At 71.5% G+C, this 19,192-nt stretch carries 17 protein-coding genes; 12 read left to right on the top strand and 5 right to left on the bottom strand.

What is annotated here, in order from left to right:
* The first annotated feature begins 74 nt into the window (after nt 1-74).
* The gene (locus tag CHC11_RS24265) at nt 75-434 is read left to right on the top strand and encodes an avidin-fold protein (RefSeq protein WP_245919680.1); all 360 of its coding nucleotides are present in this window, start codon (nt 75-77) and stop codon (nt 432-434) included.
* Here the strand turns inward: CHC11_RS24265 and CHC11_RS24260 are convergent.
* Nucleotides 427-1,047, bottom strand: coding sequence for an Lrp/AsnC family transcriptional regulator (locus tag CHC11_RS24260; protein ID WP_089314093.1), 621 nt, complete (start codon nt 1,045-1,047; stop codon nt 427-429). The two genes, CHC11_RS24265 and CHC11_RS24260, sit on opposite strands and share 8 nt — an antisense overlap.
* A gap of 130 nt (nt 1,048-1,177) precedes the next feature.
* On the opposite strand from CHC11_RS24260, the gene CHC11_RS24255 reads away from it, so the two are divergent.
* The 6 genes from CHC11_RS24255 to CHC11_RS24230 all read left to right on the top strand — a co-directional run bounded on the left by CHC11_RS24255 (nt 1,178) and on the right by CHC11_RS24230 (nt 7,400).
* Nucleotides 1,178-2,764, top strand: a complete 1,587-nt coding sequence (locus tag CHC11_RS24255) for an ABC transporter substrate-binding protein (protein WP_089314092.1) — start codon at nt 1,178-1,180, stop codon at nt 2,762-2,764.
* Between the two features lie 80 nt (nt 2,765-2,844).
* Nucleotides 2,845-3,855: an ABC transporter permease gene (locus CHC11_RS24250; protein WP_245919678.1), complete on the top strand. Its 1,011-nt coding sequence runs from the start codon at nt 2,845-2,847 to the stop codon at nt 3,853-3,855.
* Complete coding sequence (locus tag CHC11_RS24245) at nt 3,852-4,697, top strand: ABC transporter permease (protein ID WP_089314090.1); 846 nt, start codon at nt 3,852-3,854, stop codon at nt 4,695-4,697. The genes CHC11_RS24250 and CHC11_RS24245 overlap by 4 nt, the downstream gene beginning before the upstream one ends.
* Entirely contained in the window at nt 4,694-5,470 is a 777-nt protein-coding gene (locus CHC11_RS24240) for an ABC transporter ATP-binding protein (RefSeq protein ID WP_089314089.1), read from the top strand. The genes CHC11_RS24245 and CHC11_RS24240 overlap by 4 nt, the downstream gene beginning before the upstream one ends.
* The gene (locus CHC11_RS24235) at nt 5,467-6,414 is read left to right on the top strand and encodes an ABC transporter ATP-binding protein (protein WP_089314088.1); all 948 of its coding nucleotides are present in this window, start codon (nt 5,467-5,469) and stop codon (nt 6,412-6,414) included. Before CHC11_RS24240 ends, CHC11_RS24235 begins: the two co-directional genes overlap by 4 nt.
* On the top strand, nt 6,411-7,400 hold the full coding sequence (locus tag CHC11_RS24230; RefSeq protein WP_245919676.1) for a M24 family metallopeptidase: 990 nt from the start codon (nt 6,411-6,413) through the stop codon (nt 7,398-7,400). Before CHC11_RS24235 ends, CHC11_RS24230 begins: the two co-directional genes overlap by 4 nt.
* Nucleotides 7,401-7,460: 60 nt before the next feature.
* On the opposite strand, the gene CHC11_RS24225 is transcribed toward CHC11_RS24230, so the two are convergent.
* A complete protein-coding gene (locus CHC11_RS24225; protein WP_089314086.1) occupies nt 7,461-7,712 on the bottom strand; it encodes a hypothetical protein in 252 nt (83 codons plus the stop codon).
* Nucleotides 7,713-7,989: 277 nt separating this feature from the next.
* On the opposite strand from CHC11_RS24225, the gene CHC11_RS24220 reads away from it, so the two are divergent.
* On the top strand, nt 7,990-8,289 hold the full coding sequence (locus tag CHC11_RS24220) for a hypothetical protein (RefSeq protein ID WP_089314085.1): 300 nt from the start codon (nt 7,990-7,992) through the stop codon (nt 8,287-8,289).
* A 193-nt stretch (nt 8,290-8,482) separates the two neighbouring features.
* On the opposite strand, the gene CHC11_RS24215 is transcribed toward CHC11_RS24220, so the two are convergent.
* Complete coding sequence (locus CHC11_RS24215; RefSeq protein WP_089314084.1) at nt 8,483-8,956, bottom strand: RrF2 family transcriptional regulator; 474 nt, start codon at nt 8,954-8,956, stop codon at nt 8,483-8,485.
* Nucleotides 8,957-9,038: 82 nt separating this feature from the next.
* On the opposite strand from CHC11_RS24215, the gene CHC11_RS24210 reads away from it, so the two are divergent.
* Complete coding sequence (locus tag CHC11_RS24210) at nt 9,039-9,785, top strand: SDR family oxidoreductase (RefSeq protein ID WP_089314083.1); 747 nt, start codon at nt 9,039-9,041, stop codon at nt 9,783-9,785.
* Between the two features lie 44 nt (nt 9,786-9,829).
* On the opposite strand, the gene CHC11_RS24205 is transcribed toward CHC11_RS24210, so the two are convergent.
* A complete protein-coding gene (locus CHC11_RS24205) occupies nt 9,830-12,976 on the bottom strand; it encodes a CHAT domain-containing protein (RefSeq protein ID WP_089314082.1) in 3,147 nt (1,048 codons plus the stop codon).
* An 874-nt stretch (nt 12,977-13,850) separates the two neighbouring features.
* On the opposite strand from CHC11_RS24205, the gene CHC11_RS24200 reads away from it, so the two are divergent.
* Genes CHC11_RS24200 through CHC11_RS24190 form a run of 3 tightly spaced genes read left to right on the top strand, consistent with a single transcriptional unit; the run spans nt 13,851 to nt 18,098 of the window.
* Entirely contained in the window at nt 13,851-16,094 is a 2,244-nt protein-coding gene (locus CHC11_RS24200) for an MMPL family transporter (RefSeq protein ID WP_089314081.1), read from the top strand.
* Nucleotides 16,095-16,101: 7 nt separating this feature from the next.
* Nucleotides 16,102-17,409 (top strand): sensor histidine kinase, encoded by a 1,308-nt coding sequence (locus tag CHC11_RS24195; RefSeq protein ID WP_089314080.1) that lies wholly within the window; start codon nt 16,102-16,104, stop codon nt 17,407-17,409.
* On the top strand, nt 17,406-18,098 hold the full coding sequence (locus CHC11_RS24190; RefSeq protein ID WP_089314079.1) for a response regulator transcription factor: 693 nt from the start codon (nt 17,406-17,408) through the stop codon (nt 18,096-18,098). Before CHC11_RS24195 ends, CHC11_RS24190 begins: the two co-directional genes overlap by 4 nt.
* Nucleotides 18,099-18,259: 161 nt before the next feature.
* Here the strand turns inward: CHC11_RS24190 and CHC11_RS24185 are convergent, their stop codons facing one another.
* Nucleotides 18,260-19,180, bottom strand: a complete 921-nt coding sequence (locus CHC11_RS24185; RefSeq protein WP_089314078.1) for a hypothetical protein — start codon at nt 19,178-19,180, stop codon at nt 18,260-18,262.
* Between the last annotated feature and the right edge of the window lie 12 nt (nt 19,181-19,192).

The following is a 19,192-nucleotide window of genomic DNA, read 5'->3' as shown; positions in this document are numbered from 1 at the left end:
CAGGAGGCGGGCGGTTCCGGGACGATGCGTTCAGGCGCGATTGCGCGAGCCGCGGAACCCGGCACGATGGCAGCGTGAACGAGAATGATCTTTTCAATCTGGACGGTCGGCGGTTCGCGATGGTCAGCTCCACCGCGAGCCGCGTGGACCCCGCCGCGCCCACACGGTTCGCCTACACGGAGGCCGACGGCGTGATCTGGGGCAGTTACGAAGGCGACACCGTGGTCCACGGCCGGTTCGTGGGGGCCAGGCGCGGGGCCGAGGTCCGGCTGAACTACGTGCATCTGACCAGGCGGGGAGCGGATCCGGTCGCCGGGTCCAGCACGAACCGGATCGAACTGCTGCAGGACGGCCGGATCCGGCTGGTGGAGGAGTTCCGGTTCGACGGGGACGACACCCCCCAGGTCAGCATCTGCGAGGAGATCGTCAGGTGAGGTCCTTGAGCTCGGCCCGCCCCGCGTCCGCGCGGATGAAGCGCATCCGCCCCAGGGCGACCGGGCCGGGGCCGGGCTCGGCCTCCACCTTCGCCGGGGCGCAGTCGGACGTCAGCACGAACGGACGGCGGATCACCTCGTCGAGGATGAGCACCGTCTCGGTGGCCTTCACGGCCGGGATGCCGGCCAGGCGTTCGGAGACCAGTCGGTGCACGGCGGCGACGTCGGTGGCCCGGACCTGGATCATCGCGTCGTGCTGGCCGGTGGTGATCGCGCAGTACTCGACCTCGGGCATCAGCGACAGCTGGGCACGGAACTGCGGCCACATCTGCTGCCGGACGGTGACGAAGATCAGCGCGCAGATGCCGAGGCCGGTGCGGACGGGGTCGACCTGCACGGTGAACCGGCTGATCACGCCGCTGGTGCGGAGTGCCTCGAAGCGCAGGTAGGCGTTGGCCCGGGAGATCCCGACCCGCTCGGCGAGGGCCGCGATGGAGATCCGGCCGTCCTGGCGCAGGACCTCCAGCATCTTGAGGTTGATCGAGTCCAGCTCGGTGCGGATCTGTCCAGCTTCGGGCCCCCTATTGGGCGGCCCGTGCGACGGTCTGGCCATAGATCCGTGTCCTTCTTCCGCTTTATCTTGACTTTCGCTGGTTGCGTAGACGTTCAGCCGGAAGTCTCGCACTATCGGACTTCGTCGTCCAGATGCAGAGAACCGACCCGACGGAGCCCCGGAGGCCGCGATGCCGATCACGAGCGCAACCACACGGCGGGCGGCGTTGCCCGTCCTCGTGGCCGCAGCACTCAGCCTGACCGCCTGCTCGGGCGGGGGCGAGACGTCGTCGTCGTCCGGGGGCGGCAAGGCCCTGGTCATCGACACCTCGTTCAACCTCAAGACCGTCGACCCCGGACGGATGTACGAGCAGACCGGCCTGCTCATCGACCGGGCCCTCTACGACACGCTGCTCGGCTTCAAGGGCTCCGACGTCAGCAAGCCGGTGCCGGCGCTGGCGGAATCGTACGAGCTGTCCAAGGACGGCAAGAAGCTCACCCTCAAGCTGCGCCAGGACGCGGTCTTCTCCGACGGCAGCCCCGTCACCGCCGACGACGTGGTGTTCTCGCTCGACCGGGTCCGCGACCTCAAGGGCAACCCGTCGTTCCTGCTCGAAGGCGTGACGGTCGAGAAGACCGACGACAAGACCGTCACCCTGGTGTCGGCCAAGCCCAACCCGTCGCTGCCCTTCATCCTGCCGAACCCGGCGCTCGGCATCGTCAACTCCAAGGTCGTCAAGGCTAACGGCGGCGCCGCGAGCCCCGCCGACAAGGCGGAGAAGTACCTGAACGGCCAGTCGGCCGGATCCGGCCCGTACTTGCTGGAATCCTTCAACGCCGCCACCCAGGTCGTGCTCAAGGCCAACCCCAAGTACTGGGGCGCCACCAAGCCGGTCTACAAGCGGGTCGTGCTGCGCAACGTCCAGTCGCAGACCCAGAAGCTGAACGTGCAGCGCGGGGACAGCCAGATCGCGGTGGACATGACGGCCGACCAGGCCCAGGGCATCGGCGGCGGCACGCAGGTCGTCAAGGGCGCGTCCGCCAACGTGTTCTTCCTGCTGACCAACCGGGACGCGTCCGTCAGCAAGATCACGTCCAACCCCCGGTTCGCCGAGGCCGTCAGCAAGGGCGTGGACTACGCGGGGCTGCTGGAACTCGCCGGCGAGGGCTCGGTGCAGGCGGCCGGCATCGTGCCGTCCATGATCAACGGCTCGCTGCCCGCGGCGCAGGCACCCAAGCGCGACGTCGCCGGCGCCAAGGCGGCGCTCGCCGCCGGCGGGATCACCAACCCCAGGATCAAGCTGGAGTTCCCCAGCGACTTCACGCTCAACGGCCTGTCCTTCCAGCCGCTGGCCGAGCGCATCCAGGCCAACCTGAAGGAGGTCGGCATCACCGTCGACCTCGCCCCCGCGCCGATCGCGACCGCGCTGGAGAACTACCGCGACGGCAAGGAGGAGATGGGCCTGTGGTGGTGGAGCCCGGACTACCCGGACGCCGGCAACTACCTCGCCTTCCTGCCCGGCGGGCTGATCGGCGAGCGCGCGGGCTGGAAGAAGGGCGCGGACAAGGCACTGGAGGACGCCGGCGCGAAGGCCGCGAGCACCATCGGCGATGACCGGTTCGACCAGTACCACCAGATCCAGGCCCAGCTGAACGCGCGCGGCCCGATCGTGCCGCTCATCCAGCCGAGCCAGCGCCTGGTCACCGCCGGATCGCTGACCGGCCTGGAGGTCAACCCGGTGTGGACCTTCGAGATCGCGGCGCTCGGCAGCAAATGAAGGCCCGTCACCCGTCGGACGAGCGGACGCTCAAGGGCCGCCGGCGACCCGGCGCCCGGTGGTGGTCGCGGCATCCGCTGATGCGATTCCTGGCCCGGCGGCTGGCGGTCTCCGTGCTGCTCGCCGTCGGAGTCACCCTGGTCACCTTCATCCTGACCAACATGGTGCCCGGTGACCCGGCGACCGCGAACCTCGGCCAGCAGGCGCTCGCCAACCCGGCGATCGTCCAGCAGTTCCGGGAGGAGCACGGCCTCGACAAGCCGTTGCCCGTGCAGTACGCGACCTACATGGGGGACCTCGTCCGCGGGGACCTCGGCGAGTCGCAGCAGAGCCACCGGCCGGTCGCCGACGACCTGCGGGAGTTCGTCCCCGCGACGTTCGAGCTGGCCGGCACGGCGCTGCTGGTGTCGCTGCTGGTCGGCGTCGCCTTCGGAGTGATCGCGGCGTTGCGCCGGGACCGGTTCGTGGACCAGTTCCTGCGGGTGACCAGCCTGGCCGGCGTCTCGGTGCCGACGTTCTGGCTGGCGCTGCTGGCCTTCTACCTCTTCTTCTACAAGTTCGGGCTGGCGCCGGGCTCCGGCCGGCTCTCCCCGGCCATGTCGCCTCCCCCGCACACCACCGGCCTGTACACGGTGGACGCGGCGCTCGCCGGCCAGTGGGACGTCTTCGCCAGCGCCGCGGGCCACCTCGTGCTGCCCGCGCTGGTGCTCGCCGCGTACACGATCGGCCTGCTCACCAGGTTCACGCGGTCGGCCGTGCTGGAGGTGCTCGGCCAGGACTACGTGCGGGCGGCCAGGGCCAAGGGGCTGCCCGGCCGCACCGTCCTCCTCCGGTACACGCTGCGCGCCGCGCTGGTGCCGGTCATCACGGTGGCGGGGCTGGCCTTCGGCAGCCTGCTGTCCGGCACCGTGCTCGTCGAGGCGATCTACGCCTGGCCCGGCATCGGCGAGTACGCGTACAAGAGCGCGACCACCCTCGACCTGCCCGCGGTGATGGGCGTCGGTCTCGTCGTGGGCGTGATCTACGTGGTGGTCAACCTGGTGGTGGACCTGCTGTACGGCGTCATCGACCCAAGAGTGAGGCACACGTGAGCCGCAGGGTGCCGGAGGCATGGCGCAAGCCGCTCGCCGTCGTCGGCCTCGTCATCGCGGCGGGATGGCTGGTCGTGGTGCTCGCCGCGCCGCTGCTCGCGCCGCACGACCCGCTGAGCCAGGCGTTCCCGCGGCTCCAGGCGCCGAGCGGAGCGCACTGGTTCGGCACCGACGAACTCGGCCGCGACGTCCTCAGCCGGGTGCTGTACGGCGCCCGCCTGTCCATCCCGCTCACCCTGCTGCTGGTCGTGATGTCCGTCGTCATCGGCGGGCTGCTCGGCGCGTGCGCCGGCTACTTCGGCCGCTGGCTGGACGAGACGATCATGCGGGTGGCGGACCTGGTGTTCGCGTTCCCCACCGTCATCCTCGCGATGGCCGTGGCCGCCTCGCTCGGCGCCAGTCTGCGCAACGCGGTGCTGGCCGTGCTCGTCGTGTCCTGGCCCGCGTACGCCCGGGTCACCCGCGGCCTGGTGCTCGGCGTCCGGTCCCGCGAATTCGTGATCAGCGGGCGGCTGCTCGGGTTCTCCTCGTGGCGCTCGCTGCGCACCGACGTGCTGCCGAACGTGACCGGCCCGGTCCTGGTGCTGGCCACCCTCGACATCGGCACCCAGCTCCTGCTGCTGTCGGGACTGTCGTTCCTGGGGCTCGGCGCCAAGCCGCCCACCGCCGAATGGGGCTCCATGGTGGCGTCGGCCACGCATGTGTTCGACAAGTGGTGGGTCGGCGTGTTCCCCGGCCTGGCCATCCTGACGGTGGTGCTGGCCTTCAACTTCCTCGGTGACACGATGCGCGACGCGCTCGACCCGCGGACCGCACGGGCGATCAAGGAGCGGGCGCTGTGACCCTGCTGAACATCGAGGGGCTCACCGTCGAGCTGGGGGGCCGGCAGATCATCCGGGGGATCGACCTCGCGCTGGAACCGGGCCGGATCCACGGGCTGGCGGGCGAGAGCGGCTCCGGGAAGACCATGACCGGGCTGGGCGTCATGGGACTGCTTCCCCACGGCGCGCGCACCGGCGGGCGGATCCTGTTCGACGGAACCGACCTGCTGACCCTCCCGCCCAAGAAGATGAACGCGCGGCGCGGCAGCGAGATCGGCATGGTCTTCCAGGACCAGTCGACGAGCCTGCACCCCATGCTCTCGATCGGCCGCCAGCTGACCGACCACATGCGTCACCATCTGGAGTTGGACAAGGCCGAGGCGCGCCGCCGCGCGGTCGAACTGCTGACGAGGGTGCGCATCCCGGACGCCGGCGGCGCGCTCCGGCGCTACCCCCACCAGTTCTCCGGCGGCATGCGCCAGCGCATCGCGATCGCGGCCGCGCTGGCCTGCGACCCCAGGGTCCTGATCGCGGACGAGCCGACCACCGCGCTCGACGTGACCGTCCAGGCCGGCGTGCTGCGCCTCCTGCGCGGCCTGTGCGACGAACTCGGACTCGCCGTCCTGCTGGTCACCCACGACCTGGGCGTCATGTCCGCGGTGGCCGACACGATCAGCGTGATGCGGGCGGGCCTGCTGGTCGAGACCGGCGAACGCGCCCAGGTCATGCGTGAGCCCGCCGACGAGTACACCCGAATGCTGCTGGACGCGCTGCCGGAGCGGAGCACCTCATGAAACTGCTGGACGGCGTCGAGCCGGCGCCCGCCGCATCGCTGCTGGCCGTCGAGGACCTGGTGGTCGACCACCGCAGCCCGGACCGGCCCCCGGTGCGGGCGGTGGCGGGCGTCGACCTGACCGTCGCGCCCGGAGAGGTCGTCGGCCTGGTCGGCGAGTCGGGCTGCGGAAAGTCCACGCTGGCCCGCGCCATCTGCGGGATCATCCGCCCGTCCGGCGGTTCCATCGGGTTCGAGGGCCGCCCGGTGACGCCGCTCGGCCTGCGCCGCCGCGATCCCGCGCTGACCCGGATCCAGATGGTGTTCCAGGACCCGTTCGCGTCGCTGAACCCGCGCCGCAGGGTCGGCGGCCAGATCGCCGACGGCCGGCGCGGCGGCCCGACCCCGGGCGAGTTGCTGGAACGGGTCGGGCTGTCGGCCGACATGGCCTCGCGCTACCCGCACGAGTTCTCCGGCGGGCAGCGGCAGCGCATCGCCATCGCCCGCGCCCTGGCCGCCCGGCCCTCCCTCCTGATCGGCGACGAGCCGATCTCCGCCCTGGACGCCTCCGCCCAGGCGCAGGTCGCGGCACTGATGCGGGCACTGACCGTGGAGTCGGGGGCGGGGCTGCTCTTCATCAGCCACGACCTGTCGGTCGTCCGGATGATCGCGGACCGGATCGCGGTCATGTACCTGGGCAAGATCGTCGAGATCGGCCGTACGGCCGAGGTCTGGGCCGACCCGAAACACCCCTACACCCGGGCCCTGCTCGCCGCCATCCCCGCGCCGGACGGGGCGGGGACGCTTCCCGCCGAGTTGCCCGGCGACGTGCCGGACCCGGTGTCGCCGCCGTCCGGCTGCCGGTTCCACCCGCGCTGCCCCCACGCCATGGAGATCTGCTCGAAGCGTGAGCCGGTGCAGGAGCACGGGGTGGCCTGCTGGCTCTACGATTCGGCGCCGGAATGAGCGACGATCGCATGGAGCGGGTGCGGGCCCGCCTGGTCGAGCACGAAGTGGACGTCCTCGTCCTGCGCCCTTCCTCGAACCTGCGGTACCTGGCCGGCTCGGCGCGGCACGGCTTCCTCGTCATCACGCCGGACGGCCCGCCCGCTCACGTTCCCGACGCCTCGCCCCTCATCCCGGTGGGCGCGCGCGTCGCCATCGACCCCCAGATGCCCGCGCACGAACTGCTGTCCATCCAGGAGCGGCTCGGCCCCCAGACCCTGTTCGCCTCGGCCGAGCCGCTTCTCGCACCACTCCGGATGCGCAAGTCCGAAGCGGAGATCGCGGCCATGGAGCGCGCGGCCATCGCCGCCGACCGGGCCGTGGCGATGGCCGCCGAACTGCGCTGGTCCGGCGCCACCGAACGGCAGATGGCGCGGCTGCTGCGGCTGCTGCTGCTGGAGACCGGCCACGACGAGGTCACGCTCGTCACCGTCGCGGCGGGGGAGCACTCCGCGGCCCCCTACCACCGGCCCACCGAACGGGTGATCAACCCGGGCGACGCGGTCCTGGTCAACATCGGCGGACGGCACGAGGGCTACTGCTCCGACATCACCCGGATGTTCGTCGTGGCCGAGCCGCCCGAGGACTTCGAGGCCATGTACTCCGTCGTGCTCGCCGTCCACAGCGCCGCCTGCGAGGCGGTACGCCCCGGCGTCACCGCCGCCGAGATCGACGAGGTCTGCCGCGCCGCCATCGCGGCCAGCGGGTACGGGGTGTTCTTCGTCCATCGGACGGGCCACGGGGTCGGCCTCGACCAGTTCGAACCGCCCTACCTCACCTCGGAGGACCAGACGGTCATCGAGCCCGGCATGACCATGTCCGTCCAGCCCGCCATCTACCTTCCGGGACTGTACGGTGCGCGGATCGAGGACGTCGTCGTCTGCACCGACCTCGGAGCCCGCCGCCTGAACCAGAGCCCGCGCCTGCTCATCGTCACCGACCGCTGAACGAGCGTCCACGGATGCCCGGAGAGCCGGGGCGTGCGAGCCCGCCGGCCGGACGGTCGCTCAGGCAAAGGGCGGCGGACCACTTCCGACCAGCGTGATGACGTCGGACCAGACCGCCGAACCGCCGAGGGTGACCTGTCCCTCGCGGCCGTCTGGAAACCTCAGCGTCCGGTCGGGAGGGCCACTGGCGTCGAAGTCGCCGATGGTCGCGGTCCCGGACCACTCCCGCTGCTTGGCGCGCAGATCGACGTAGACCTCGACCTCGGCTCCGCCGCTGCTGATCAGGGTGGCGGGACCCCGGTAGCGGCTCACGCCTGGATCTTCTCATCAGGGCTGGCGTTGAGTGTGTTCATGAAGACGCACCATAGCCTCCGGCTCGGACGTTCCCGTCCCGTACCGCTCCAAGGCGGGTGAGCTGCGAGCCCGGTGGGCTTCAGGCCGAGGACCTGGGAAGCCGTGAGGTCGAGGCCGCCGAGTGAGCCGAAATACCGGTTCCCAAGGGGTTTTCCCGCGACGGGTGTGGCCACACCTGCGTAGAGTGGCCGCCAAGGGTGTGGCCACACCCCTTGCAGCGAGAGGCACCGGCCCCATGAGGCTCGAACTCACCAACCACGAAGCCCTGCACGGTTGGGGCGTCGTCAACAACAATGCCGATTGGCATGCTCAGCGCAACCGCAAGCCCTCGGCGGCCGAACAGGCGGTCGGAGACATCCTCTTCACGGCCTACCACTGCCGGACCAACACCACGACCACGGTCGATCTCAGCGACGACGAGCGTGCGAGCCTCGCCGAGCTGATCAGCGAGCACATCGCGGCATGGGGGAAGCGCGGCCAGGAGAACGCCGCGACACCTCACCTGCGCTCGCTGGTCGTGAAGCTGGGCGGCTGACATCCCTACACCGGGCAGTCCGCAACGCAAGTTCCGCCTTGCCGACGATGCCCTGTGGGCCGAGTACGACCAGGCGTGCCGTGACGTCAACGGCAGCGCGGACCGCAGTGACGACATCCGCAAGCACGTCGAGGCCGTCGTCGCCGAATGGAAGAAGCGACGCGAGGCAAGCTGATGGGCCGAAGGTCCAGAGCTATGTCATCTCCGCCAGGCGTGCTCGGGTGCGGGCCGGCGCCGACGGCGGGAGGGTGTCAAGGACATCGGCCAGGGTGACGCCGGAGAGGCTGTCCCGCCATGCCTGGTGCGCGTCGGCCATCTTCGCGGCAAGGACACAGGTGTTCCGGCACTCGCCGGGCGGCAGTGCCCCCCGGCCCTGCTGGCGGATCTCGCGGCACTCATACGGTGAGGACGTGCCGTCGACGGCCTCCACGATCTGCAGGAGCGTGATCTCGGAGCCGGGTCGTGCGAGCCGGAATCCTCCTCGCGGGCCCGCGGTCGCGGCGAGCAGGCCGGCCTTGACGAGGGCCTTCAGCTGCTTGGCGAGATAGGGCGCCGGCAGGTCGTAGTACTGCGCCAACTGCGCCGTCGACGCGCTGACTCCTCGATCCAGCTGAGCCAGTGTGGTCGCGCAGTGCAGAACCCATTCGGTGCTTGCGGGAAGCTTCACAGCCGAAGTTTATCGCAGATACCATGGATCTATTTAGTCCGTGATAAGCTCCGGCCCGATCACGAGGACAAGGGAGACCACCATGCGGATCGCCGTTGCCGGTGCGACCGGGAACATCGGAACCCTCACCGTCGCCGCTCTCCGGCGGGACGGCCACGAAGTCGTGCGCATCAGCCGCTCGCTCGGCGTGGACCTGACGACCGGCGAGGGGCTCGACGAGGCGTTGGCCGGCGTAGGGGCGGTCGTCGACGTCACCAACAGCACCGCCGCCGACGCGGCCGAGACGGTGGCCTTCTTCGGTGCCGTCACGCGGAACCTGCTCGCCGCCGAGGAGCGGGCCGGCGTCGGCCACCACGTGCTGCTGTCGATCGCGGGGGTCGACCGCATCGAAGGCAACGCGCACTACGTCGGCAAGCGAGAGCAGGAGCGCCTGGTCTCCGCCGGTCCGGTGCCGTGGACGATCGTCCCGGCCACGCAGTTCCACGACTTCGCCGCGATGGTGACGAGCTGGACCGAGCGGGACGGCGTCGCCACGATCGCGCCGCTGCTGGTGCAGCCGGTCGCGCCCGCGGACGTGGCCGACGTCCTCGCCGAGATCGCGACGGGCCGGCCGCAGGGACGTTACAGCGACGTCGCCGGGCCCGACCCGCAGGACCTGGTCGACATGGCCCGGCGCACCAACGAAGCCCGTGGCCGCACGGTGAAGCTCGTGCCGACGTGGTCGACGATGTTCGGCCTGGAGACGGCCGGCAACGTACTGCTCCCCGGCCCGGACGCCCGCATCACGCCGACCACCTTCGACCAGTGGCTCGCCGACCAGCAGAAGTAAGCCGCACCGGGTGGGGTCGCACACCGCGCCGCCGCGGCGGCGTCTCATCGGCCCTGGTGTGTGAAGGCCGCCCAGGAGTACACGTCGTCCAGCGGGGGTTCCGGGTCGTCCTCGTCCTCTTCCATCGCGCGGCGCAGCTCAGGTCCCATCCCCTCCGGTGCTTCGCGCGTCGGGTCGAGCATCCATAGCTGCGCTGCCCGGAGCGCGTCCCGCGGGGACAGTCCCCGGTGGAGATGGTGGTAGTAGGTGAACATGAGCAGGGACGCCGCCCTGTCCGGGATCTCCCATCGGGAACCCACAGCGGTGACCGGGCCCGCGGTGAGGATGGCCGTCGACAGGGTGAGCGACTCGTCGTAGTCGCTCACGGCGAGGTCGCTGACGCAGGCGACCGCGCTGACCCGGCCGCCCGGGGCGGCTGGGTCACGCCCGTGCGCGGTGCGCAGGATCCGCTCGATCGTCAGTGGCTGCCCGCCCGCCAGGTGGAAGAACGACTTCGCGGGCTCGTCCCCGGCGAAGGCGTGGCAGGCCAGGTGGACGTCCGACGCGCCGGGACGGCCCGGTGCGGGGAAGCCCTCCAGCACCTCGTCCGGAGTGCCGGAACCCGTGGCCCCGGTGAGGCTCCCAGGCCCGAGAAGGCGCGCGCCGGGGAAGAAGCGGAGACGTATCTCCTGACATTCGATGGGCGCGTAGTAGAGGGTTTCGGAGCAGTCGCTCACGATCAGCGGATCGTCTCCCAGCGGCCGGACGTCGCGCTGGGCGACGTCCACCAGCTGGCGCCCGGACACGGCGTAGGAGATGACCGCGTCGGCGCAGGCGTAGCGCGACGGCCCCGCCTCTCTGGGGCGGTGGCGGGCGGCATGCCACGGCACCACGCTGAGCCTTCCCACCGGGACCAGCACCAGCCGCGGCTCCCGGCCGGGCCAGTGCTCCGCGCAAAGCCGGAGCAGCGGCCGCAGCACGGCCATATGGGCCCAGTTGCACAGGGAATCCAGAGCCCGCCGCCAGCGGTTCAACGCGCTGGCATCGCGGGCGCCATCGCGTGCCCCGGTCGCCTCCGTGATGTCCAGCAGCGCCTTGCCCGCGTCGATGTAGTCGTCCAGGATCCCGCTGTACTCGGCCGTGAGCAGCGGCATCGAGAGCGCAAGGAGCCGTCCCGCCGCGGTGACGACGACGCCGGTGCCCGCCTTGCCCGGCGTCGGGGGCAGTAGATAGACCAGCGCGTCGGCGCCGGTGGTCGCCAGCGCCTGCGCGATGTCCGCCACGGACGGCGGGCTGAGCAGGTGGGTCTCCGCGGCGCTGCCGTCCAGCGCGGCCAGCGCCCGGCGTCCCAGTTCGCTCGGCGCGATCAGCCCGCCCTGCGCCGTGAGCAGCTCCGTGAGCAGCTCCGCCGGGTCCCCGCCGCGCTCCCACGGCCGCGTGCCGTACGCGTCGGGAACGGCGCGCCATTCGGCGGCCAGCGGACCGTGTCCCGCGTCCTCCAGCAGGGACGGCAGGTCGGCGGCGGAGGTCGCGGCGTGCAGGACGAGCCCGCGCCCGAGTTCCAGGGCGGACACCGCCCCCTCGAGGTCGCCGTCCCCCACATGCCAGTCGATGATCCGCTCCGCCTCCGGATAGACCGACCGGGCACGGGCGAGCGCCTGGCCGGTGCCGGTCTGCAGCAGGACGGCCTTGCCGTGCGCCCGCAGTGCGCCGAGGCCGGCCTCGCGTGCGGCCTCGTGGTGCCCCTCCTCCCGGCGTGTCACGGCCAGCATCATCCGTATCCCGGCCTCGACGTCGGGGTTGGGCTGCGCGTCCGGGTCCGCCAGCAGCGCTTCCAGCCGGGACGCGGCCTCGGCGTACCAGGCGGGGTCGCGAGTGATCTGCCCGAGCGCGTACCGTGCGGCCGCGGCGAAGAATCTCAGCCGGATCCGGACACCCGGGTCGCCCGCCTCCTCGGCCAGGCCGAGATCGGCGATCCGCATGCCCTCCTCCGCCGCCGCGCGGCCCTGCGTGCCGATCGCGATCAGCAGGTGACCGCCGGCGGCGCGCAGCAGCGTGTGCGGCCTGGCCGGGTGGCCGGGCGGCTGTTCGTCCAGGCCGGCGCTCAGATGGTCGGCCGCCTCCAGGAACGCGGCCGCGCCGCCGCGGCCCGCGATCCCGTGCACGACCAGACCAGTGCCGAGTTCGGTCCGCATGCGCGCGCGGTGCGGATGCGACTCGGGCAGCGAGTCCAGCACGGAACGCATGTCCGCCACACCCCGGTCGACGAGATCGTCCCCCGCGCCGAGGATGCCGCGAACGATGTCGAGGCCGGCCCGGCCGGCCCGGAGCAGCGCGGGCATGTCGGGCGAGAAGTACCCGTCGTCCACGTCGCGCCGGACGTACTCCTCGACGATCGCGCGGTAGTGCAGGGCGGCCTTGGTGTCCTCCCGGTCACGGCTCTCGTTGAAGCGCCGCGTCAGCGCACCCGCGAGGGCATCGGCGACGGTGATCCGGTCCGGACCGTCCGGCGGAAGCTCCGCGTACGCCGCCTCCAGGTGCCAGATCCCTTCCGCCAGGCTCTCGTCACGCTGGCAGAGCACGATGCCGAGCGCGGCGCGGGTCCATCCCCGTTGCTCGCCGTCCGGGACGTCGAGGATCGAGCGCAGCAGGGTGATCGCGGTGGTGGTGTCGGCCGCCGACATGTCGTACGCCGACCGGGTCACCAGCCCCATCGCCGCGTTGCGGACGATCACGTCGTCGGGCGGGGTGCCCGCCGGCAGCTTCCCCAGCGCCCGGACCAGCCATGGCCCGGCGGCCTCCAGATCGGCCCGGTCCGAGGTGAGCTGGCCCCGTGCCGCGAGCAGGAGCCCGATCATGACCGCGATGGGCGAGCACAGCTCCGCGTCGTCCCGGAAGGCGGGCTCCACCTCGGTGAGGACGGCCGTGGCCCTTCTGATGTCGGCGAGGTCGGCGGCGTGCCCGCGGCGTGTGCGGGGCAGCCGGTCGTGCAGGGCGGTCCCGAGCAGGAGGCCGACCAGCGTCCGGCCCTCCTCCGGTTCGAGTAGCTCCCAGGCGGGGCCGGCGTGCTCGATGATTCGGTCGAGGTCGTCGTCGGTCGGCGCACCGCCGGTTCGCTGCCAGAGCGCGTAGGCGAGGAGGCCGGCGAGCGGCCCGCGGGCGTCGTCGCGTGCCGCAGCCTGCGGGCCACGTAGCGCTTCTTCCGCCAGCACAGTTGAGAATGGAGCCGGATGAATCCGGCCTGCATGGTGTAGTGCGACACCCAGATGTGCACGATGGCTCCGACGTCCTCGGCCGGCGCGTAGTTGGTCGAAATGGTCGGACTGTGCAGGCGCATCCGAGGTCGGAAGTTGTCCATTCCGAGCCCATCGGTGCGACTCCAGGCCACGCCGAATGACTCCAGCACGACCTGCCTGGCCTCTTCGAGGGGCAGCGCGGTGGGGACGTCCAGTTGCTGCCGACCCGCCACCTGGGTGAAGACCGCCCAGATGACCAGCAGCATGAAGCCTGTGATGATCAGGAAGCCCGTCATCGGCTCACTTCTTCCAGTGGCCCTCGTGCTCCGGGCAGACCTGGCCGGTGTTCCGGCACTTATTGCAGGTCAGCCGGTCGCCCAAGGGGCTGACGCCGGCGCGGCCGCCATTGCATCCCGGGCAGTCCTGGAGCGTGCGGTAACACTTCTGGCACTGGCTCATTGTGACCTCTCTTTCTTTGGCGGCGGCGAGCTTTGGCTGGGCTCGACAGCAGTCCGAAAACGGACTTGCCATTACTTGTATCAAGGAGGCCAAGGAAAAACCGCAGCACGCCGGCGATCGCCCAGGACGCGGCCGGATAACGACCGGTGGAGTCGTGCGGGCGCCCGAGGGGGCGGTGAGCTGAGGGAGACGGAACACGACCCGTTGGCCGCGAAGGGTGAGACTCGATCTTGTAGTGCGCAGGCACCAGGCCACGTGAGGGGCTGGTCCGGGTGCACCAGAGGAAGGCGGTGACGGGGGACGATGCCCGGCGGGGCGCCGGAGGGAAGTGTGGGAGGCGCGTGAATCCCGCGCATCCCCCTTCCCTAGCGGTGTCTGGAGTGATCAGCAGGTGGCGACTTTTCTCTACCGGATCGGACGGTGGGCCTTCCGGCGGCGCCGGCTCGTGACCGGTCTGTGGCTGGGGGCACTGGTGCTGGCCGTGGCCGCAGCCGCCATGGCGCCGGCCGGGCAGGAGGAGGACCTCTCCATGCCCGGCACCGAGTCGCAGAAGGCGTTCGACCTGCTGGACGAGCGCTTTCCCCAGAGCAACTCCCAAGGGGCCGAGGCCCGCCTGGTGTTCCAGGCCCCGGACGGGCAGCGGGTGACGGCCGGGGAGTACAAGGCGGCCGTCGAGGACACGCTCGGCTCGCTGCACGGCGGCGGTCAGGTCGCGTCGGCCACCGACCCTTTCGAGACCGGCGCTGTCAGCGGGGACGGCACCATCGCCTACTCCACGGTCACCTACACCGCGGACGCCGTCGACCTGACCGGGCCGACGAAGAGCGCCCTGGAGGGCGCCGCGAGCCAGGCCCGGGACGCGGGGCTGACCGTGGAGATCGGCGGCTCGGCCCTGGACTCGGAGGAGGAACCGGGCGGTACGACGGAGATCGTCGGCGTGGCGGTGGCGGCGGTGGTGCTGATCCTCGCCCTCGGGTCGCTGGTCGCGGCCGGGTTGCCGCTGCTGACCGCCTTCGTGGGCGTGGCCATCGCCTTCGGCCTGGTCTCGGCGCTGGCCGTTCCGCTGGGCCTGACGTCCACCGTCGCCATCCTGGCGCTGATGCTGGGGCTGGCGGTCGGCATCGACTACGCCCTCTTCATCACCTCCCGCTTCCGCGACGAGCGCGCCCAGGGCAGCGAGCCGGAGGAGGCCGCCGGCCGTGCGGTGGGCACGGCCGGATCCGCCGTCGTCTTCGCCGGCGCGACCGTCTTCATCGCTCTGGTCGGGCTGGGGGTCGTCGGAATTCCGGAACTCACCAAGATGGGCTTGGGCGGCGCGGGCGCCGTGGCCCTTGCCGTACTCGTCGCACTGACCCTGGTCCCCGCGCTGTTCGGCTTCTTCGGCCGGCGGATACTGTCCCGTGCCGTCCGCAAGGCCACCCGGCCGGGAAACGAGGGCCCGCACCGGGTGCCCACCGCGGACGGCCGGCCTGGGCTCGGGACCCGCTGGGCGCGGTTCGTGCTGCGCCGGCCGGTCACCGTGCTGATGATCGCCGGACTCGGTCTCGGGGCCGTCGCCCTACCGGCGCTGAGCCTCGAACTCGGGCTGCCCGGGGACGAGTCCAAGTCGGTGGAGACCACCCAGCGCCGTGCCTACGACCTGCTGTCAGAAGGCTTCGGACCCGGCTTCAACGGCCCGTTGACCGTGGTCGTGGACACGTCGGAGTCCGGGGACGCCGGAGCCGCCGCGGACCTGGTCGCCAAGACCGTCCGGGGAGTGGACGGGGTCGCGTCGGTCGGTGATCCGGTTCTCAGCCGGAGCAAGGACACGGCCGTCCTCACCGCCGTCCCGCGGACCGCGCCGAACAGCGGCGAGACCAAGGACCTGGTGCACGCGATCCGGGGCGCGGTCTCCGGAGTCGAGGCCGACACGGGCGCCGACATCGCGGTGACCGGCACCACCGCGATGAACATCGACATCTCCGAAGCCATGTCCGACGCCCTCATCCCCTACCTGACCGTGGTCATCGGCCTGGCGGTGCTCCTGCTGACGGTGGTCTTCCGGTCGGTCCTGGTCCCGGTCAAGGCCGCGCTCGGCTTCCTGCTGTCGGTGGCCGCCGCCTTCGGCGTCCTCGTCGCCGTCTTCCAGTGGGGCTGGGCGGCGGACCTGATCGGCATCGAGCAGACCGGACCGGTCATGTCGCTGATGCCGATCCTCATCATCGGAATAGTGTTCGGCCTCGCCATGGACTACGAGGTCTTCCTCTTCACCCGGATGCGGGAGGCCCACGTCCATGGCGCGTCCCCCGGCGAGGCGATCGTCGACGGATTCCGGCACAGCGGACGTGTGGTGGCCGCGGCCGCGATCATCATGATCAGCGTGTTCGCCGGATTCATCGGCATGAGCAGCCCGACCATCCAGACGATGGGCGTCGGCCTGGCCGCCGCCGTCGCCTTCGACGCCTTCGTGGTCCGGATGGCGATCGCACCCGCGGTCCTGGCACTGCTCGGCCGCCGGGCCTGGTGGCTGCCTCGTATCCTGAACCGCGTGCTGCCGAACGTGGACATCGAGGGTGAGAGACTCGGCAGGCAGGTCCCTGCCTCGGTGACCGTGCCGGACGCGGCGGTGCCGCGGTTCGCCGTCGGCCGGGACTGAGCCGGCCATGACGAACACGGGTGGCGGTGCCCCGCGACCACGCGGCGGGTGGTGGCGCCAGGGAGCGATCACGGCGACGGCGTTCGCGCTCTGCCTGCTCGGCGGCATGCTGCAGGACGACGGCAGCACGCTGTCACCGCCGCCCGCCGCCGCCTGCCTCATCGCGGTGGTGTCCTGCGCCGTGCTGCCGCTGCGGCATCGGGCGCCCCTGGCCGCCATGGCGGTCACGACCGCGTGCGGCGTGCTGGTGCCGTTCTCGGGCCTCCTGCTGAGCCCGCTCATCGTGGCCCCGGCAGTGATCGCCGCCTACTCGCTCACCGTGCGCACCGACCAACACGCGGCGAGCGCGGTGTCGCTCACCTCCGTCGCGCTGCTGGTCGCCTCGGCCCCCCTGTTCGGTGCCCTCTCGTGGAAGGACGCGAGCAGGGTGGCAGCGGTGGCGGCGTTCCCGCTGGTGGCCGGCGTACTCGGTCACTCGGCGCGGAACCGGCGGGCCTACCTGGCGGCCATGGAGGAGCGGGCCCGGCGGGCCGAGGAGAGCCGGGACAGCGAGGCGCGCCGGAGAGTGGCCGAGGAACGGGTGCGCATCGCCCGGGAACTGCACGACCTCGTGGCCCATCAGATCACCCTGGCCAACGCGCAGGCCACGGTCGCCGCCCACCTCTTCGACGTCCGACCGGAGCAGACCCGCAAGAGCCTGAAGGAGCTCGTCGAGACCACCGGCGACGCGCTCGACGACCTGCGGGCCACGGTGGGTCTGCTGCGTCAGACCGGGGACGCGGCCGCGCCCGCCGAACCGGCGCCCGGCCTGTCCCGGCTTCCCACGCTTCTCGAGTCCTTCCGCCGCGCGGGTCTGGAGGTGTCGGTGCACCAGGAGGGCACGGCCAGGCCGCTGGCGCCGGGAGTGGACCTGACCGCCTACCGCATCGTCCAGGAGGCGTTGACCAACGTGACCAAGCACGCCGGTACCGGTAGCGCCCGGGTGCGCCTCGCCTGGAACCGCGATCGCGTGACCATCACCGTCGCCGACGACGGAGGGGGCGCCCGGACGGCGCCGACCGCGTCCACGGGAGCGGACCGTCCGCCCGGTTACGGTCTGATCGGGATGCGTGAACGCGCCACCGCAGTCGGGGGACACCTCTCCGCGGGCCGGCGCCCGGAGGGCGGTTTTCTCGTCTCCACCCAGCTGCCCCTCCCTCCCGCCAAGGACAAGACGCGGAGGACTGACGGAGCAGCGACCGTCGAGGGGCGGACGGCCGAGGGAGCGACAGGCGACGGACGGACGGGCGACGGAGCGGCCGGGGATGCGCCGTGACGCTCCGGGTGCTGCTCGCCGACGATCAGGCTCTGCTGCGCGGTGCCTTCCGGACGCTTCTCGAGACCGCCGAAGACATCACCGTGGTCGGCGAGGCCGCCGACGGCGGGGAGGCGGTGAGACTCACCCGGGAGCTGCGCCCGGACGTGGTGATCATGGACATCCGGATGCCCGAGGTGGACGGTCTCACCGCCACGTCGGAGATCTGCGCGGACCCGGAACTGCGGGCCTGCCGCATCCTGATCCTCACCACGTACGAGACCGACGAGTACGTCGCCCAGGCGCTGCGCGCGGGGGCCGGCGGCTTCATCGGCAAGGGCATCGGGGCCGAGGACCTGCTGGACGCCGTGCGTACGATCGCCGGCGGGGACACTCTGCTGTCCCCGGCCGCGACCCGCTCCCTGGTCGCCCGCTTCCTGGCCACACCGGACGACGCCCCGCCGCACCACTCCGAACGGCTCGCCGTGCTCACCCCGCGCGAACGCGAGATGGTGGCGCTGGTCGCGACCGGCCTGTCCAACCAGGAGATCGCCGACCGGATGTTCCTCAGCCCCTTCACCGTCCGCGCCCACGTGCAGCGCGCCATGACGAAGCTGGACGCCCGCGACCGGGCGCAACTCGTCGTCATCGCCTACCGGACGGGCCTGGCCCGCGCCGCCCCCGACGGCGGCCCCGACCGACTGGCGTAGTCCGGTACCGGGCCCTTCGGCCGCTCCACCCGGCTGCGGGCGGCACCGCAGGTCGTGCAGCCGGATCGGCGGCACATCGCCCGGGGCGCTCGACCCGCTGGACGTGGCGGTGGCCGGCCCCTCGTCTCCTGCCGGCCTGCCGGCTTCCTCCGGCGGCGGCGTCACCCGTCGTCCGATTCCGGGTGACTTTTCAGAAGGTCGGCGGCGGGAGTCCGGTAGGGGGCGAGGGTCTGCAGGATGTCCCGGGTGCTCTCGATCCTGTCCTCGTTGATGGTGAAATGGCCCGCGTCGACCATGGCGTCGTCCGCGTCATTTCCGGGAATGACCACACCGACGATGCCGCCCTTGTCGGTGACCAGGGCACGGTCACCGGTCAGGCATTTCTGGTCCAGCGGCGACACCTCCTCCCGGATGACCACGTCCAGCACGATTCCCGCGTCCAGCTGCTCCCGTAGCACCCCGAGCATGACGCCGTCGATCTCGGCATTCGACAGGACCAGGATCCGGTGCAGCGTCAGGCCGCCATCCGTGACCGCGGACCGCTCCGCCGCGAGATAGGTGGTATCGCGGCCGGTCCACCAGTAATCGTTGCCGGTCGCGCTGAGGGCGGTCATCTTCGTCAGCTCGGGCAGGATTCCGGGACGGAACTCCTGGCGGCGCCCGAGCGGCGACTGGCCGTTGGCGAGGTCGCGCATGTCCTCGGTGAACGCTCGCTGCCGTGCCTCGCGCAGTTTCAGCAGGATCGCGCTGTTGCGGTGGTCGATCCGGATCCACTGCTCCGCGATCTCGCGGACGAACGCCTGGCACTCGGAGGGGGCGTCGGCGAGCGATTTGGTGATCGCCAGCGCGGCGGAGATCTCCGCGAGCTGGTTCTGGTCGTGCTGGATGCTCTCCTCGCGACGGAAGAAGGCATCGATGACCAGGGTGAGGATGACCCCGGCGAGAGTGACGAGCAGGGCGAGCCGCCCGGTGGTGCCTCCCGATCCGGCCACAATGGTCAGGGTTCCGAGCCCGACCGAAAGGAGCCCGCCGAAGACGAGTCGCCCGCGCTGCCACGGAACCGCCGGCTTCCGTTCCGCCACGACATCGACTCC

The organism is Actinomadura mexicana, assembly GCF_900188105.1.
Classification (GTDB): domain Bacteria; phylum Actinomycetota; class Actinomycetes; order Streptosporangiales; family Streptosporangiaceae; genus Spirillospora; species Spirillospora mexicana.
This window is presented reverse-complemented; position numbering and strand designations above follow the sequence as displayed.

Excerpts from the sequence above, each read along its gene's own strand:
- CHC11_RS24260 (WP_089314093.1), bottom strand. The coding sequence starts at position 1,047 with ATGGCCAGACCGTCGCACGGGCCGCCCAATAGGGGGCCCGAAGCTGGA.
- CHC11_RS24255 (WP_089314092.1), top strand. The coding sequence starts at position 1,178 with ATGCCGATCACGAGCGCAACCACACGGCGGGCGGCGTTGCCCGTCCTC.
- CHC11_RS24250 (WP_245919678.1), top strand. The coding sequence starts at position 2,845 with ATGCGATTCCTGGCCCGGCGGCTGGCGGTCTCCGTGCTGCTCGCCGTC.
- CHC11_RS24235 (WP_089314088.1), top strand. The coding sequence starts at position 5,467 with ATGAAACTGCTGGACGGCGTCGAGCCGGCGCCCGCCGCATCGCTGCTG.
- CHC11_RS24230 (WP_245919676.1), top strand. The coding sequence starts at position 6,411 with ATGAGCGACGATCGCATGGAGCGGGTGCGGGCCCGCCTGGTCGAGCAC.
- CHC11_RS24220 (WP_089314085.1), top strand. The coding sequence starts at position 7,990 with ATGAGGCTCGAACTCACCAACCACGAAGCCCTGCACGGTTGGGGCGTC.
- CHC11_RS24210 (WP_089314083.1), top strand. The coding sequence starts at position 9,039 with ATGCGGATCGCCGTTGCCGGTGCGACCGGGAACATCGGAACCCTCACC.
- CHC11_RS24195 (WP_089314080.1), top strand. The coding sequence starts at position 16,102 with ATGACGAACACGGGTGGCGGTGCCCCGCGACCACGCGGCGGGTGGTGG.